A 16167-nucleotide genomic window follows, 5' to 3' on the forward strand; every position below is an offset into this window, starting at 1 on the left:
GGGAGCTAGGTGCTCCCCTCTTCTAGTGTGATCTAAACCCTCTCATTTGAGAGTTAATGAACATGCTTTGTAATTTTGAATGTTCCACATCAATATCAGGTGTAGGATTTGGTACAGCCTCGTTTTCAACGGCTAGGCTAAAGTCATCTTTCCAAGGGTAGATCTCTTTCGCATTAGCACTATGGGATACCCCTTTGGAAGTGAAAGTTACACCACTGGTATAAGCATATGGAACTTTTGAGTCATGTTCAGCTAACAAATTTCGGCCACCCAACGAAGTGTACTTGGTGCCAGATAAGCTAAAGTTATATAGTGTAGGAAATATATCTCTATGAGAGCCTATTCGGTTAGATTGATACTGATAGTTTGAATTATCCAATATAGTTTTTGGAACATACAGATAAAATGGTACAGCATGAGCAACACCAAGATCCTTAGGGTAGGATATGGAATAATTACGTAAACGATGGTCACCAGAAGCAGATATAATCGTATTCTTGTTCAGTTCGCTGCTTTTTATGCTACTAATAAAATCACCTAGAGCATTAGAAGAGTACTGATAGGTTTCATAAATCTTTCTAGAGTTCTCCTCATTCAAAGACATTTTCTTCAACGCATATTCACTAACCTCAATGGATCTTGGACTATAGTTGCTAGGTATTTGGTAAGGAGGATGATTAGTTTGTGTTTGAATCATAACCATAACTGGCTGAGTATTTTCTTCGAGTAACTTTTTAGCAAGCTTGAAGGCAAATTCATCCGGAGCTCCCCAAGTACTAGCATGTTCTGTAGACTCTGGGAATGCTTCGTATATGTCATCCTCCGAATAAAACTCGTCAACACCCTGTATTGGCATATAGTATTTGAGATTACGCCACAGTGGACTCCCTCCAGTGATATAGATAACCTTATACCCAGCTTTTTTATAAGGTAAGAAGGCTGAACCAGAAAGAGGAGTCTTTTGCTCTTGTCCATGACTGATTGAGTTAACATTACTGTGGAATAACATCATTACTATACTGTTGATCGTACCTCCCGTACCTGGTAGAAATCGCTCAAAGCTAAAATCGTTTTCGTAATGTGTTCTAAATGAACCTAATAGATCGGTGGTTTTTCCATTATCTTCAATAAGTAAGTTCGTTCCCATACTTTCCATTAGCGCAAATACAACGTTGGGTTTGTTGTCTTCGAGATACTGGTTCTTTGCTGTTTGATAAATTGGGTATGATTGGCCTAATACTTCCTGAGTTTGTTGTTCATACAATGGCTTTGATACCGGTGCAAATGTCGCGCTTTTTTTGTGTGCACTCTTTGCCCAATCTAACGCAAGGAACGCATTAGGAGTTACTTTATTTAACACTTCATAGCTTGAGACATTGGCATGATATTGCTTCAGTGGAAAAGTGCCTATTGAGCCCCTTGCTAGTACAAAGTAGACCGCAATGGTGATGAATAATGTACCTACAGTAACCAATATGTTTTGTTGTGGGAATGCCTTTGTCTTGATACTGCGCCATACCCTAATTGTTAATTTGGACAAAACCATCGTGATAAAGAGTGACAAAAAAGACATCATTATGATTGGATAATCTTGCCACATTGTGAGAAGCACAGCCGCAGTATCATCTTCAACAAGGCCAAACATGAAGATATCAAAGTGATTACTATATGTTTTATAGTAATAGTAATTACCAATTGATACAGATATGCCTAAGAAATATACAATATATGAATAGTATGGAATGGCTTTTTCTATGATTTTAAAAAGTCTAGAACCTGAAAGTATAAGACCAAATAAAAATAAAGGTGCAAACGCAATGGTAGCGACTCTTAAATCAAACCTTAATCCGATAAAAGCTGATTGAATATAGTCTGGAAATAGTTGGTATATTGTATTTTCGTCACCAATTAAAAAAGTGAAAACTAGACGGAATATTGATAGTAAAAGAGCGAATAAAGCCACTTGCAACCAAATGATTCGCGTGATTTTTTTTACATTATTTTGAAACATGAATTAAACTTATACTAATATTAAAAACCAAGTGAATATAGCAAATAAGATTGTAACCATTACAGCTGCTGAACCTATATCTTTAGCTTTTCCACTTAGTTCGTGGTGTTCTGGTCCTATTCTATCGACAACAGCTTCAATTGCTGAATTTACCAACTCGAGTATAAATATCAAAACAAGAGAGCCGACTAATGCAATAGTCTCTGTTTTGCTTATGTCTAGGTAGAGTGCTATAGGGATAAAAATGGCACACAGTGCTAGCTCTTGTCTTACGGCTGCCTCACTTTTAAAAGCTGACTTTAAGCCTTTCATTGAGTAACCAGTAGCTTTAATTACTCTACGAATCCCTGTATCTCCGGGTTTATTCATGTTTTTGGTCTTGTTGTGATTTTTCAAAAAATTTATTTACAACTAATAGTGAAACTAAACGCTCACGTTTAGAGTCTTTGAATTGTTCCACCCATTTATTAGCATTATCAATAATCTGAGTGGCTTCATTTGGGTGTGCCAAATAGTACTCTACTTTTTCTATTAAGTTTGAGTAATCATCTTTTACTTCGACATAATGAACGCCAGCTTTGAGACAACCTTCCATAAACCAAGTTTCATATTTTGGCTTGGACATAATTACGAGAGAGTTAGATGACATCGCCCATTTCAAATTTGTCGCTACGTCATTTCCTTCAATAGCTAAAATAAACTTGTACTTTAGCTGTTCTTCTATTGTCATTGATGGTTTTTCAAGCGGAGACCCTTCAACGGGCTTTGTCCTTCCAATGTTACACATTGGGTGATTATAAAATTGTTCAATAACAATATGTCGATGTTTTTTCCCTCCGGCACCTCGCCATACAACTAGGTCTTTTTTCTCTTCATAGACATTTTTATCATCAACAAATTGAAAGTGACGAATCTCATTCAACTTTAAAAGAATTGCATTTTCGTTTTTATCCGAAATCGGGCGACTTTTCACAAAACCTGGTTGTTCAGGGACATGACGTATATCGCCATTGTAGAATGTTACCCAGAATTTAGGATTAAAGTACTTAATCACTTTCAACGAATCTAAGTAATAAGTTCTACCGCCAGTCTTTTTAAACTCATCTATACGGCTATTAGAGACATAATAATTATAGCTATTATCACCTAATTCTCTTCTTGTCGTACCCTCTGGAAGACTTTTATCTATGGAAAAATCACTCGTCAGCTTATTGTAATAGTTAACTCTTTTCATAATATAAGGGTCATCAGTATTAGTCATCTGAGACCGTAACTCTCGACGGAAGAGTTTAAAAAAATAGTGAGGAGTAATAGAGATGAGCGTACTCACTAAATAGTATTTGAGCTTTGAATTTTTCATGAACTGACTTTACCTTTCAGTGCTAGACTCACGACTCCCGGGACAAAGCTATCGATATTACCACCATGGATAGCAACTTCTCTTACTATTGTTGAGGACAAAAAAGCAAACTCTTCTGATGGAGTTAGGAATATGCTCTCTAATCCAGGAAGTAATTTTTTATACATGCTTGTAAGGCCGAACTCGTACTCAAAATCCATGGTTGTACGCAAACCTCTTATTAAGATATTTGCTTTTTGCTCTTTAGCAAAGTCCACCAAGAGACCGCTGAAGCCTACAACTGATACATTCTTTAAGTGTTGGCAAGATATCTGCACTAACTTGACACGCTCCTCGAGAGTAAACATGGTTTTTTTGGAAGGACTCGCAGCAACGCCAATGATTACATGTTCAAACATGCTAGCCGATCTCTCGATCAAATCTAGGTGGCCATTCGTTAGTGGGTCAAAAGTCCCTGGGTAAATTACCGTTTTATTCATGATTGGCTTTCCATAAATTGGTCAATACCATTACTGCAGCGGGTTAATTTACGCTCAATAGTGTTATCAAGAATTGCATCATTTTCAGGCAAAGAACCTCGAGAGTTTTCTACGTGATAAAGGTGGTAACCAACGCCTGAGAATTTAAGGTAGAGTCGGGAATGTCCAGAATTCAACATTCTATGGACGAATTCGCTGTCTTCTCTTCCCCAACCAACAAAGTCTTGATTGAATCCGTTTACGTTTACAACATCTTGCTTCCAAAAGGCCATGTTGCAACCACGTGTTGCCTTATCGTTGTTGCGTTCATATGAGAACCAATTTGATAACAGAGAATTGGTTATGCAATTCTTGCGGTTGCGAATCCCTTTACTGAACGCAGAAGGAATGAGTCCGTTTTCCATTATTTCTCTACTGCAAGCTTCGTCAGTTAGAACTCGCCCGCCTTGGACAAACCAATTAGGCTTCGCAACTCTTTTATGAGATTCAATAAAGGTTTCTGATAACACCATATCACCATCAACCATAATGAGGTAATCACTAGTAGCTTTGGCAATAGCACGGTTTCGACTCATTGAAAGTTGGAAACCATTGTCTTCATGCCAACTATGGACAAGTGGTACAGGAAAATCAGATTTAAATGATTCTATTAATTCTTTTGTATCGTCCCTGGAGCCATCATCAGCAACGATAACCTCGTCTGGTAATTGAGTTTGACGTTTTACACTTTCTAAAACGGCTTTTAACGCTTCTTTCCAGTTATAAGTTGTAATAATTAAAGTTGTTTTCATTATTTCTTTGCCTGTTCTCGTAGGTATAGATCGATATATTTTACGAATGTAGAGTGCATACATAGCCAAGCTAGAATAAAGCCATGCTTACCGTCTAAGAAACCACGTTTAATAATATACATCTTAATGAAGCTTGCAAAAGCGTGAGTTAGTGCTGTTGTTAGACCGGCACTCTTTCTACCTTCTCTCTCATCCGTCCAGGCTTTTAAGTAACCTGTCGTTTTATTGATGTAGTGGTGAAGGTGCTCGTAGGTATAGTGATGTAACCGCCCATCGAGTTTTTGTATCGCGTAGTTTTGATTCTCAACTTTCTCATGGACAAGAGAGTCATTATATTGAGTGTAATCTGTACGATAGAGGCGAACTATCCAATCTGGGGACCATCCTGAGTGATAGATGAATTTTCCGAATGCGGCACTTAATCGATTTACTTGAAACAGCGTATTGGGTTTATCTTCTGCCACTGCCTTTAAAATGCTCTGTTTTAATTCAGGGGTCACTTGTTCATCAGCATCCAACCATAAAACATAATCAGCCGTAACATATTGTTGAGCAAGTTGTCTTTGCTTCCCAAAGCCGGGCCACTCTAAATTGGTGTAGAACTTATCGGTGTATTGCCTTGCGATCTCTTCTGTGCGGTCGCTGCTACCAGAGTCGAGTAGGACGATTTCATCGACCCAACCTTTTACAGTATTAAGGCATGCCTCAAGATGCTTCTCTTCATTCTTTACAATTAAAGCAACGGCTAAAGTTGGTTTAGACAAGATTTCTTCCTTATTCGTGCGGTTTAAGGCGTTGGTATTGTGGGTAAATATCAGTGACTATTTGGTCAAACATGCGAATGACCGTTTCACTTTTTATAAGCTGCATCGCTTGCTCATCTTTTGCTCGTGTGCGCCAGCTTAGATCTTGGCTCGTTTTACCCGTCTCTGCCAGTATCGCCTCTTCGTAAACCGACACCACATATTGCAGGTAGTGGTAAGGCCCAACGCGGCGTGGGTTATGGTGAGCGTATAAACCAATAACCGGTGTTTGCATCGCATTCGCCATATGAGTTGGGCCGGTATCGGGGGCAATGACAAGCTCTACTTTATCAATAATAGCAAGCATCTGCATGATAGAGCTTTTACCAACCAAGTTGCGGCAAGGTTCGGTTAGCTTTTCTTGAATTGCTTGTGTCAACTCGACTTCAACCTGTGCTGGGCTACCTGCCAGAATGACATTCCAACCTTGATTGCGGGCATGGTTAATCACATCAACATAACCTTGTGCATGCCAGTTTTTATAGGCTTTACTTGCTCCAGGAACGAGGAGCAGGTTAGGTTTGTTGGTATCGAGCTGTTGCTGTGCCCATGCGTTGTCTGACTCTTTATAGGACAGAGACCAATTCAGCGTTTTATCGTGAACCCCAATGTGTTGAGCAAAGGCCATTAGCCCATCTGCGACATGCAGCGAAGAGGGGGAGCTCACTTTGATATTGGTAAATAACGTCTGAAAATCTTGACTGCGATCGGCCGCAAACCCGAGTTTGTATTTTGCCTTGATACCCAGAGTGGCAAAGCTTGCACGAAGTGCGTATTGCATATGAAGTAGCGCATCAAACTCTCGACCTTTGAGCTGTCGCCACAGCGACTTGTAGCCTTCAAGGCCTGCTTTCTTGTCAAAGGTGAGCACTTCCACTCCTTCAATTGCAGCGAGTAATTGAGCTTCTAACTTTCCGGTGATCCAAGTGATTTTGGTAGCAGGCCATTGCTTTTGAATTGCTTGAACAGTGGCGATGGTGTTGCACACGTCACCTATCGCAGAAAGTCGCAAAATACAGAGTGATTTAGGGGCTGATTCGAACAAAGACATGAGGTGAGCTCTATCAAATTGATTAATAAGAATTATGCAGTTGGGCTAAGGGAATGTAAAATAAAACTAAGCAATTAGGTAGGTAGATAGGATGCAAACGCTTAACTTTGACAATCAAGTGATTTGGTTTGACGAAACATTAATTTCACAAGATCAGGCAAAGCATGCCTTTGACGCTGAATATTGGCAGCAGCAAAATAAAATCATAGGGAGCGCCACCGGGCGTGGTACGACGTGGTTTGTTGAGTTAGACACTATTCAAGCAGCATTGCGCCATTACCGTCGTGGTGGCTTATTCGGCAAGCTTGTAGAAGACAGTTACCTATACTTTGGTGATGAGAAGACTCGTAGTTACCAAGAGTTCGAACTGCTTAAAGTACTTCAGAAGTCGGGGGTTAAAGTCCCTAAGCCGATTGCTGCTCGAGTGGTGAAAAGAGGGCTCACTTATAAAGCCGATCTTTTGAGTGAAAAAATCCCTAATGCTCAAGATCTCGTGGCGATCTTACGGGAAAAGGCATTGCCTAAGGAAATGTACCAAAAGATAGGTGCTGAAATTCGTAAGATGCATGACGCCAAGGTCAATCACACGGATTTGAACATTCATAATATTTTGATTGATGAGCAGAATGAAGTTTGGATCATCGACTTTGATAAGTGTATCCTTGATAAAGGTAATTTATATAATAGAGTAAACCTTAATCGCTTACATCGCTCTTTTCTTAAAGAAAAGAAAAAACACAATATTTTTTGGGAAGAAGAGTTGTTTGACATTGTTAAGGTTGGATATGAATACTATGTATAGTCATGTTGAATTTATAATTGATGGTGAGGTGTTAGGTTGAAAGCTATATATTTACCAGCAGGCCGAAAGGTTTGGATAAATGTTGCAAATTACCTAAAGGATAATAGTGTCGATGTGAGGATTTGGTTAGGAGACCCTGTTCTCGACGAGGCAGCAAAAGAAATATACCCAAATTGTAACGTTGAAAGCTTCTTTCAAGTAAATAAAGGTGAACTAGAGGAAAGAAACCTCAAGTGTGCACCAGGGCAAGATATTTTGACCAATCCAAAATTTTATATACTAAAAGATAAAGTATATAAAATTATGGATAGGCAAGATGATGAACGAAAGTTTGGTCGTTTAGAGAGAGAAGCTGTATTTTATAGTATTTTTAATTACTATTATGATTTGGTGATTACTGAAGAAATAGAGATACTTATAGCTTCAGAGGCTCCTCATGCCACTGCCGGAATGATACTGTACGGTATTTGTGAAATGTTAGAAATTCCAACCTATCATTTGATGACGGCAGGCGTTGCTCCACTAGCTCATGTTTGCAAAGACTTTTATGGTGATACAATAGAAGTTAAACGAGAGAATAGTGATGAGATTAAGCTATTCAGTCAAGTTTTAACTGATTATGTTCATTCATTCTCAAGTGCTCCAAAAGAACCGGAGTACATGACGAACCAAAAAAACTATGATGGAAAAAAATCAAAATTCGCAATTATTAGATATTTAGAGTTATTAGGTAAAGGATTTAGATATTCAAATAAATCTAGAATAAAAACTACATATACGATAAATCAAACATTTTTTAAGTCGAATAATAATCGTAGTGTGTTTTCAAAAATAAGAACAGATGCCATTCACTCTAAATTAGAGAAGGCTTATTATGATAATATATCATCAGTCAGCTTTGATGGAGACTATGTTTTTTATCCTCTGCATTATGAACCAGAGAAAACATCAACGCCGGACGGCGGGCATTATTACCAAGTTTATGATGCAGTAATTGCGTTGAGAAGTTTTGTACCATTACATATCCCTATTTATGTCAAAGAGCATTATTCTCAATTTACTCGCATGCTACCTGGGTATAGAGGGAAAAGCCCTTACCTTTACAACGCGTTAAAGAGCCTTCCCAATGTGCATTTAATTGAGCCTACTCTTGAATCGAGTAAATTGGTTCGAAATGCTTTGCTAACCGTTAGCCAAACAGGAACCGCCTGTTTAGAAGCGGCGTGTTACGAGAAAAAATCTATACTGATGGGGGATACTTGGTTCTCCGGTACTCCAAACGTATACTGTTTTAACGAGCTTAGTTCTTTTGACGACCTTATGGCATCTGACATAAAATCAAGGGAAGAAATCGCCAAGTCAATGATGGATTGGTTAGAGAAGAAAGCGATTGTTGGGTGTGTAAACCCATCAATGGAAGGCTATTTTTTAAAAAAATTTCCTGACGATAGGTACGCAACAATGTTTGATGATGAGTTAATGGCAAAAAGGTTCATTGACACAATTCTTGCTGACGTATCACAAAACAATAGATGTAACCGAGCTTAATATAGCTTGATGTTCAAGTTAAGTTAGCCGAAACCGAACAATGATGGAGAAAGCATGTTAAACAATAAGAGTGTACTGATTACTGGTGGTACAGGGTCGTTCGGAAAACAGTTTATTAAAACGATTTTAGAACGATACTCTGACGTAAAAAAAATAATCATTTTCTCTCGTGATGAGCTAAAGCAATTCGAAATAAAGCAACAGTATCCTCAGAAAGATTTTCCGCAATTACGTTTTTTCATTGGTGATGTTCGCGATCGTAACCGTATGATTCAAGCGTGTGAAGGTGTTGATGTGATCATCCACGCTGCCGCGATTAAACAAGTAGATACTGCAGAGTACAACCCTACAGAGTGTATCCGTACGAACGTAGATGGTGCAGAAAACGTGATTAACGCTGCACTTGCATGTGGTGTGAAAGATGTTGTGGCTTTATCTACAGATAAGGCATGTGCACCAATTAACTTATATGGTGCAACTAAGCTTGCTTCAGATAAACTTTTTGCTGCTGCTAACAACATTAAAGGTTCAAAAGATATCCGTTTTAGCGTTGTGCGTTACGGTAATGTTATGGGCTCACGAGGGTCTGTAATCCCATTCTTTATGAGCAAGCGTGACGAAGGTGTGCTACCGATTACTCACGAAGAGATGACTCGTTTTAACATTTCACTGCAAGATGGTGTGAATATGGTGATGTATGCCTTAGAAAACCATCTAGGTGGTGAGATTTTCGTACCCAAAATTCCATCATACAAAATCTTGGACATTGCAGAAGCTATTGCACCAGGTGTAAAGACTAAAGTTGTGGGTATTCGCCCTGGCGAGAAGTTGCATGAAGAAATGATCACCGATACTGACTCTCTAAACACCATTGACTTAGGGAAGTATTACGCAATTTTGCCATCTGTATCATTTACATACACAGAAACAGAATACCTCGATCATCACAAAGCAGAAAAAGTGCCATTTGGCTTTAAGTACAACTCAGGTACGAATACTGAGTGGGAAACGATTGAAGGCCTACGTGATTTAATTAAAGAGCACGTTGATCCTAACTTTACAGTGTGAGAATAGTAGTGATTCCTTACGGTAAGCAAGATATCAGTCAGCAAGACATCGATAGTGTTTTGGATGTTTTGAAATCAGACTTTTTAACACAGGGGCCTCAGGTTCCTGCATTCGAGAATGCGCTTGTTGAACATACTGGTGCGAATTACGCATTGGCGGTAAACAGTGCAACATCAGCGTTGCATATTGCTTGTCTGGCTTTAGGACTAGGGCAAGATGATTGGCTGTGGACATCTCCAGTCACTTTTGTTGCATCGGCAAACTGTGGTTTGTACTGTGGTGCGAAAGTGGACTTTGTTGATATTAACCCGGACACATACAATATGTGCCCTAAGCGTCTTGAAGATAAGCTGATTAAAGCCAAAACTGAAGGTAAATTGCCAAAAGTTGTTGTACCGGTTCATTTATGTGGGCAGCCATGTGATATGGTTGCCATCGGTAAGTTGGCGAAAGAGTATGGCTTTAAAGTTATTGAAGATGCCTCTCATGCCATTGGTGGCCGATATCAAGATCAACCGATAGGGAACTGCGAATACTCAGATATAACGGTTTTTAGTTTTCACCCAGTAAAAATCGTGACAACTGCTGAAGGTGGCGCGGCACTGACCAATAGTAAAGAACTTGCTGATAAAATGGCGCTGCTGCGCAGTCACGGTATTACGCGTGATCCAGAGTTGATGCGTGGTGAATCTCATGGTGGTTGGTATTACCAACAAATAGACCTTGGATTTAATTATCGTATGACAGAGCTGCAAGCTGCACTGGGCGTGAGCCAAATGAAGCGCTTGAATGAGTTTGTCTCTGCTCGTCACGAGTTAGCACAGGGCTATTATACTAAGTTAGACAATCTACCGGTTGTCTTGCCTTATCAGCTTCCTGATACCTACTCAGGGTTACATTTGTTCGTGATTCGTTTGAAATTAGATGATATTACACTCAGTCATCAACAGGTTTTTGATGCGCTACGCGAGCGTGGTATCGGTGTGAACTTGCATTATATTCCAGTACATACCCAGCCGTATTATCAAGACTTAGGTTTCACTGAAGGGGAGTTCCCTGAATCAGAACAGTACTACCGCGAAGCGATTTCTCTGCCGATGTTCCACGGTATGACGGAAGCTCAACAGAATACGGTTGTCGACGTATTAACTGATATTCTAAAAGGTACGTAATGAAAATAGCAATTATCCCCGCTCGTGGTGGCAGTAAGCGTATCCCGAGAAAGAATATTAAAGCTTTCCATGGCAAGCCAATGATCGCTTATTCGATCGAAGCCGCTGTGACATCGGGTTGCTTTGATAAAGTGATTGTTTCTACAGATGATACAGAAATTGCAGAAGTCGCAAAAAAATACGGTGCAGAAGTGCCGTTTTTGCGCCCTGTTGATATTTCTGACGATTATGCGACCACCATGGATGTAATGGAACATGCTATACGTTGGTGTAAAAGCGAAGGGTGGAATGTAGAAGCAGTCTGTTGCTTGTATGCAACCGCCCCGTTTGTTTTACCTGAAGATCTTCAGAAAGGTTACGAGTTAGTTAGGGATGCTAGTGTGCAATTTGCATTCAGTGCTACATCGTTTCCATTTCCGATTCAGCGTGCAATCAAGCTTGACGAGCAAGCTTCTGTCTCGATGTTTTCACCTGAAAATGAACAGGTTAGATCGCAAGATCTTGAAGAAGCGTACCATGATGCTGGTCAATTCTATTGGGGGCAAACGTCAGCTTTTTTAAACAAGCTATCAATTTTCTCTCCTCACTCCAAAGCTGTACTCCTGCCTAGATGTCGTGTTCAAGATATTGACACGCCTGAGGATTGGGAGTTGGCAGAGAAACTGTTTAGCATTCTTTAAAAACACTATGAAAAAAATAATTTTCCGCGTAGATGCATCTGTTTGGATAGGTAGTGGGCATGTTATGCGCTGCCTAGTATTAGCTGATGAATTGACTCGACATGATTATCAAATAGCATTTGCATGCATTCCTCAAAAAGGGGACTTATGCAGCTTTATTGAAGACCGTGGGTACTCGATAATCAAGCTTACACCACCTGAATGTCAAGTTATCCCAAAGCACACTGGCGATTATTTGGGTTGGCTTCAACGTGGCATTGCAGAAGATGTCCAGGACTTTGCTCCATATCTAGAGGGTGTAGAGTGGGTCATCAGTGATCACTATGCACTAGGGGAAGAGTGGCAAAAACAAATAAAACAACGCACAGGTGTACAGATATTAGCCATTGATGACCTTGTAAGAAAACATTGTGCTGATATTGTATTAGATCAAACATTATCTAGAAAAGCCGATGCGTATAAAACAACAGGGAAAGTGTTAGCTGGAGTCAATTATGCTTTGTTAAATCCTGAGTTTAATGAGCTTAGAAACTTCGCGGAAAATCGGCAACCAAATTTAGATAGCCCCAAAATATTGATCTCTATGGGCGGGATTGATTTGCCCAATGCCACTTTTGCTGTATTGCAATCTCTTGAAAGTGAAAGTATTAGCGCCAAAATTACAGTGTTGATGAGCCCTCGTTCTCCCCATTATGACCAAGTTTCTGATTGGTGCAAAGTTAGGGAAAATATCGAGCACATTGATTTTACCAATCATATGGCTCAAATGATGCTAGAGCATGATATCGCAATTGGTGCGCCTGGCAGTACCAGTTGGGAACGAGCCTGTTTAGGTTTACCGAGCATTGTAGTCCCGTTAGCGGACAATCAAAAAGACATTTGTCATCAGTTAGTTGTAGAGAACTTATCTCGTAAGGTTGAAGTGAACTCTATTAAAAATGAGTTATTTAGAGCTTATAAAGAGGTATGCTCAGATTGGCATCAGATGCATCTAAACAATTTAAGAGTGTGTGATGGCTTAGGTACTCGTAGAGTCGTATCAGAAATCATAGAGCTAGAGAATGAAAGTAACAATTTTATGTAGCGATAGCTGCCACCCTGTTTATAAGCACCTACTCCATTGGCAAAAAACCAATGAGAGCAAGTACAAAATTGAAATATTAAACTCTGTGAGCTCAATACAAGAAGGTGGAGATATTCTATTTTTGATTTCGTGCTCAGAGATTGTTAGACAAGAAGTAAGAGATAAATTCAACTATACATTAGTGTTACATGCGAGTGACTTGCCTCAAGGACGAGGCTGGAGCCCTCACATCTGGGATGTGTTAAATGGTGCAAAAGAGCTGACTCTTTCACTACTAAATGCCGAAGATAGTGTCGATACCGGTGATATTTGGCAGAAATTAACAATTCCAATGGATGGCCTAGAACTCTATGACGAAGTGAATAGAAAGCTATTTGATGCAGAACTTCAGTTAATGGACTGGGCGTGTGAAAATATTTATACCTCAGAGCCTGTGAGTCAACCAAATAGTGAAAGCAGTTACCACAGGAAAAGAACTCCAGAGGATAGCCAAGTTGATATTAATGGCAGTATAGCCTCTCAATTTAACTTGCTACGGATCAGCGATCCAGATAGATACCCTGCTTACATTGTAGTGAAAGGCACAAAATACAAAATTAGATTGGAGAAAGTCGATGACTAACACATTTATAGAAATTGATGGCAAAAAAATTGGTTTAGATTTTAAACCATATATTATTGCTGAACTTTCTGCGAATCATAATGGCGATATCAATAATGCATTCAAGATTATTGAAATAGCTAAAAAAGCTGGAGCTGATGCAATTAAGTTGCAAACTTATCGTCCAGATACGATCACGATCGATAGCGACAATGAAGATTTTCAGATTCATGGGGGGTTATGGGATGGAAATAGCCTATACCAACTTTATGAGTGGGCTCATACTCCATGGGAGTGGCATGAAGCTCTATTTGAGAAAGCGAAAGAGGTTGGGATTACGATCTTTAGTTCACCTTTTGATTTCACCGCTGTCGATCTACTTGAAGAATTGAATGCCCCTGCATACAAAATCGCCTCTTTTGAGCTAGTTGATCACGCTTTGATTGCAAAAGTCGCTAAGACTGGTAAGCCAATGATTATGTCAACGGGTATGGCTAATGAAGAAGAGATTCATGAAGCCATTGCAGTTGCCAAAGAGAACGGTTGTAAAGAGCTGGTTGTTTTGCATTGTGTCAGTGGATATCCAGCACCTGCAGATCAGTACAATTTGAGAACCATTAAAGATATGCAGCAACGATTTAATGTTTTGTCGGGGTTATCTGATCATACTATTGATAATGCTACGGCTGTGGCCTCCGTTGCTTTAGGTGCGTGTTTGATTGAAAAGCATGTGACACTTGACCGAAATGGTGGTGGCCCTGATGACAGCTTCTCTTTAGAACCTCAAGAACTAGAAGCTCTCTGTAAAGATACAGAAACGGCATGGCAAGCTCTTGGGCAAGTTAATTATGAAAGAACAGAAGCTGAGAAAGGAAATGTGAAATTCCGTCGCTCATTATATGTCGTAAAAGATATTAAAGCTGGTGAAACCTTTACTGAGGAGCATGTAAGAAGCATCCGCCCGGGATTTGGCATAAAACCGAAGTTCTACAATGATGTGATAGGTAAACTAGCAACTCAAGATATTCAGCGTGGTTCAGCGCTGTTAAATGAGTTTGTCGATTGGTAGCTAAATGCTTAGCTTATACGAAGTGTCTTTGATCACTTCGTATGATAAAACGGATGACAGGCGCTTTTGATGGTAAAGTCATCTTATTATTACTAATGTATGTTAAGTAATTGAATAGAGCTTACAATGTTCTAGAAGTGGAAATTGATCGTTGCTTAGTGAAAAAAAACATCCTCAAGTGAAATTAAGACCTGCAAGTTATGATGATATCGAGCTTGTATACACTTGGCAGTGCCATCCGAATACTAGAAAGTATGCTCTGAACCCAAAAGTTCCCACATGGGAAGAGCACAAACAGTGGATGAATGAAAAGCTATCAAATGATATAGATTACTTTTATATAATAGTGGATAGCGCTGGACATGCTCTTGGTGTCGTCAGGTTAGATCATATTAAAAATAGTGATTTTTTGGTGTCTATATTTATCTCACCAGATAACTATGGTCAGGGTATAGCAACGATGGCATTAAAAAATGTTGACAGCCAACATCCAGAGCTAACATTGCATGCTACGATTTTGGAGAGTAATCAATCATCACAACATCTATTTATAAAGATGGGATATTTGAAAGTAGCTAATGAAAAATATGTTAGATCTCCATTAAAAAAGGCGCCTTAGGAGCGCCATTTTTTCTATGAGATATTAATATTCACAATTCTACTTCTATTGAACATATCTAATATTCGCTCCTCTCTTTTCTGAACAATATCTGTTAGTGAAAAATCAGAGCTTTGCTTTTTATTAACAAGGTTAAATATAGGCATGTTAGGGTATAACAATAATGCAGTGTACTGTGCTGTTGATAAAATACCGATAAGGCCGGATAAATATATTTGTTTTTCGAGTATTTCTAATTCAAGGGGTAATTCGCAAATATGATATTCTAGGCCTTCTATTTTACTTAGACGCTCACGTACTTCACTTGATTCTGTTCTGTGTGGAAAATAGAGAATTGATTTTTTATGCTCTTTGATAAAGAACTTTATTTCCTCTTCATAAGCATCGATTGTTTTTCTTCTCTTATGTCCAATTGCGCCTTGCCCGATAAATCCTAAAGGGGAATCCTTATCATATAAGGTTTCCGATTTATGTTTATCTTTCAGTTTTGAAAGTGTATTTTTGATTATTTTATGTTCTGGGTTTGGAATATCAAAGATAGTGAATATTTCAAAGTTATTACTTTGTTCCATTTTCCCTATTGGCTTGCAGCCTCTTAATCGAATCGTTAAGTCCTGTATAAACCTTGATCTATGGTATACAGTTTTTGGTCTAATTGATTCTTCGTATTCATTGATTGTTAATGTACCATCGTCAAAGTAGATCTCCTTTATTACAGGAAGATTTCTCAGCATTAGCTTCGTACGCCATGATTTATATTCACCATGGAAAAAATTATCTATACTTTCATTATTTAGTATTTCCTTTATTTTTTTTATAGTGAGAGGTATGTTCTTACTTCTATTTTTTCTCTCTACACGTATTACGTAGTCCCAGTCATTTGGGTTAACCGTTTTTTTCTGTTGAGTTATTCCTGGTTCCGAGTCTTGCTCGATAATAACAAGAATATTTTTAGATGTTTGATATTGGTACCTGGCTTCATTAGCACAAATATATTGAAATGGAGATGTTACAAGGAATAAGTTCATA

General features: G+C 39.0%; 17 protein-coding genes. 9 read left to right on the forward strand and 8 right to left on the reverse strand.

Annotation, left to right across the window (positions count from 1 at the left end):
• Window positions 1–22 precede the first annotated feature (22 nt).
• From ITG09_01200 to ITG09_01230, 7 genes are read right to left on the reverse strand one after another with little or no spacing between them, the layout of a single operon-like run.
• Complete coding sequence (locus tag ITG09_01200; GenBank protein ID UPR52319.1) at window positions 23–2011, reverse strand: sulfatase-like hydrolase/transferase; 1989 nt, start codon at window positions 2009–2011, stop codon at window positions 23–25.
• A 9-nt stretch (window positions 2012–2020) separates the two neighbouring features.
• Complete coding sequence (locus tag ITG09_01205; GenBank protein UPR52320.1) at window positions 2021–2380, reverse strand: diacylglycerol kinase; 360 nt, start codon at window positions 2378–2380, stop codon at window positions 2021–2023.
• Window positions 2373–3371 (reverse strand): lipopolysaccharide A protein, encoded by a 999-nt coding sequence (locus tag ITG09_01210; GenBank protein UPR52321.1) that lies wholly within the window; start codon window positions 3369–3371, stop codon window positions 2373–2375. The genes ITG09_01205 and ITG09_01210 overlap by 8 nt, the downstream gene beginning before the upstream one ends.
• Window positions 3368–3850: a pantetheine-phosphate adenylyltransferase gene (gene coaD / locus ITG09_01215; protein ID UPR52322.1), complete on the reverse strand. Its 483-nt coding sequence runs from the start codon at window positions 3848–3850 to the stop codon at window positions 3368–3370. Before coaD ends, ITG09_01210 begins: the two co-directional genes overlap by 4 nt.
• Window positions 3847–4641 (reverse strand): glycosyltransferase family 2 protein, encoded by a 795-nt coding sequence (locus tag ITG09_01220; GenBank protein UPR52323.1) that lies wholly within the window; start codon window positions 4639–4641, stop codon window positions 3847–3849. Before ITG09_01220 ends, coaD begins: the two co-directional genes overlap by 4 nt.
• Window positions 4641–5405, reverse strand: coding sequence for a glycosyltransferase family 2 protein (locus tag ITG09_01225; GenBank protein ID UPR52324.1), 765 nt, complete (start codon window positions 5403–5405; stop codon window positions 4641–4643). The genes ITG09_01220 and ITG09_01225 overlap by 1 nt, the downstream gene beginning before the upstream one ends.
• Window positions 5406–5415: 10 nt before the next feature.
• A complete protein-coding gene (locus tag ITG09_01230; protein UPR53566.1) occupies window positions 5416–6489 on the reverse strand; it encodes a glycosyltransferase family 9 protein in 1074 nt (357 codons plus the stop codon).
• 97 nt (window positions 6490–6586) lie between these two features.
• Here ITG09_01230 and ITG09_01235 point away from each other — a divergent pair, with 97 nt between their 5' ends.
• The 9 genes from ITG09_01235 to ITG09_01275 all read left to right on the forward strand — a co-directional run bounded on the left by ITG09_01235 (window position 6587) and on the right by ITG09_01275 (window position 15138).
• Window positions 6587–7297 carry a 3-deoxy-D-manno-octulosonic acid kinase gene (locus ITG09_01235; GenBank protein ID UPR52325.1) on the forward strand — a complete coding sequence of 237 codons (711 nt, stop codon included), beginning with the start codon at window positions 6587–6589 and terminating at the stop codon, window positions 7295–7297.
• 36 nt (window positions 7298–7333) lie between these two features.
• Window positions 7334–8845 (forward strand): hypothetical protein, encoded by a 1512-nt coding sequence (locus tag ITG09_01240; GenBank protein UPR52326.1) that lies wholly within the window; start codon window positions 7334–7336, stop codon window positions 8843–8845.
• A 54-nt stretch (window positions 8846–8899) separates the two neighbouring features.
• Entirely contained in the window at window positions 8900–9913 is a 1014-nt protein-coding gene (pseB, locus tag ITG09_01245) for a UDP-N-acetylglucosamine 4,6-dehydratase (inverting) (GenBank protein ID UPR52327.1), read from the forward strand.
• On the forward strand, window positions 9910–11085 hold the full coding sequence (gene pseC, locus ITG09_01250) for a UDP-4-amino-4,6-dideoxy-N-acetyl-beta-L-altrosamine transaminase (GenBank protein UPR52328.1): 1176 nt from the start codon (window positions 9910–9912) through the stop codon (window positions 11083–11085). Before pseB ends, pseC begins: the two co-directional genes overlap by 4 nt.
• The gene (gene pseF / locus ITG09_01255; protein UPR52329.1) at window positions 11085–11765 is read left to right on the forward strand and encodes a pseudaminic acid cytidylyltransferase; all 681 of its coding nucleotides are present in this window, start codon (window positions 11085–11087) and stop codon (window positions 11763–11765) included. The genes pseC and pseF overlap by 1 nt, the downstream gene beginning before the upstream one ends.
• Before the next feature lie 7 nt (window positions 11766–11772).
• Entirely contained in the window at window positions 11773–12849 is a 1077-nt protein-coding gene (gene pseG, locus ITG09_01260) for a UDP-2,4-diacetamido-2,4,6-trideoxy-beta-L-altropyranose hydrolase (protein UPR52330.1), read from the forward strand.
• Window positions 12827–13471, forward strand: coding sequence for a UDP-glucuronic acid dehydrogenase (locus ITG09_01265; protein ID UPR52331.1), 645 nt, complete (start codon window positions 12827–12829; stop codon window positions 13469–13471). The genes pseG and ITG09_01265 overlap by 23 nt, the downstream gene beginning before the upstream one ends.
• Window positions 13464–14519, forward strand: a complete 1056-nt coding sequence (pseI, locus tag ITG09_01270) for a pseudaminic acid synthase (protein UPR52332.1) — start codon at window positions 13464–13466, stop codon at window positions 14517–14519. The genes ITG09_01265 and pseI overlap by 8 nt, the downstream gene beginning before the upstream one ends.
• Window positions 14520–14670: 151 nt before the next feature.
• Window positions 14671–15138: a GNAT family N-acetyltransferase gene (locus tag ITG09_01275; protein UPR52333.1), complete on the forward strand. Its 468-nt coding sequence runs from the start codon at window positions 14671–14673 to the stop codon at window positions 15136–15138.
• 14 nt (window positions 15139–15152) lie between these two features.
• Here the strand turns inward: ITG09_01275 and ITG09_01280 are convergent, their stop codons facing one another.
• Window positions 15153–16166 (reverse strand): glycosyltransferase 52 family protein, encoded by a 1014-nt coding sequence (locus ITG09_01280; protein ID UPR52334.1) that lies wholly within the window; start codon window positions 16164–16166, stop codon window positions 15153–15155.
• Window position 16167 lies beyond the last annotated feature (1 nt).

The organism is Vibrio cyclitrophicus (assembly GCA_023206055.1).
In the GTDB taxonomy this organism is placed as follows: Bacteria; Pseudomonadota; Gammaproteobacteria; order Enterobacterales; family Vibrionaceae; genus Vibrio; species Vibrio cyclitrophicus_A.

What these genes read in the sequence shown, in the direction of transcription:
- ITG09_01205 (UPR52320.1), bottom strand. Translation starts at nt 2,380, where the DNA reads ATGAATAAACCCGGAGATACAGGGATTCGTAGAGTAATTAAAGCTACT.
- ITG09_01210 (UPR52321.1), bottom strand. Translation starts at nt 3,371, where the DNA reads ATGAAAAATTCAAAGCTCAAATACTATTTAGTGAGTACGCTCATCTCT.
- pseG (UPR52330.1), top strand. Translation starts at nt 11,773, where the DNA reads ATGAAAAAAATAATTTTCCGCGTAGATGCATCTGTTTGGATAGGTAGT.
- ITG09_01235 (UPR52325.1), top strand. Translation starts at nt 6,587, where the DNA reads ATGCAAACGCTTAACTTTGACAATCAAGTGATTTGGTTTGACGAAACA.
- coaD (UPR52322.1), bottom strand. Translation starts at nt 3,850, where the DNA reads ATGAATAAAACGGTAATTTACCCAGGGACTTTTGACCCACTAACGAAT.
- ITG09_01220 (UPR52323.1), bottom strand. Translation starts at nt 4,641, where the DNA reads ATGAAAACAACTTTAATTATTACAACTTATAACTGGAAAGAAGCGTTA.
- ITG09_01280 (UPR52334.1), bottom strand. Translation starts at nt 16,166, where the DNA reads ATGAACTTATTCCTTGTAACATCTCCATTTCAATATATTTGTGCTAAT.
- pseI (UPR52332.1), top strand. Translation starts at nt 13,464, where the DNA reads ATGACTAACACATTTATAGAAATTGATGGCAAAAAAATTGGTTTAGAT.
- pseB (UPR52327.1), top strand. Translation starts at nt 8,900, where the DNA reads ATGTTAAACAATAAGAGTGTACTGATTACTGGTGGTACAGGGTCGTTC.
- pseF (UPR52329.1), top strand. Translation starts at nt 11,085, where the DNA reads ATGAAAATAGCAATTATCCCCGCTCGTGGTGGCAGTAAGCGTATCCCG.
- ITG09_01200 (UPR52319.1), bottom strand. Translation starts at nt 2,011, where the DNA reads ATGTTTCAAAATAATGTAAAAAAAATCACGCGAATCATTTGGTTGCAA.
- ITG09_01265 (UPR52331.1), top strand. Translation starts at nt 12,827, where the DNA reads ATGAAAGTAACAATTTTATGTAGCGATAGCTGCCACCCTGTTTATAAG.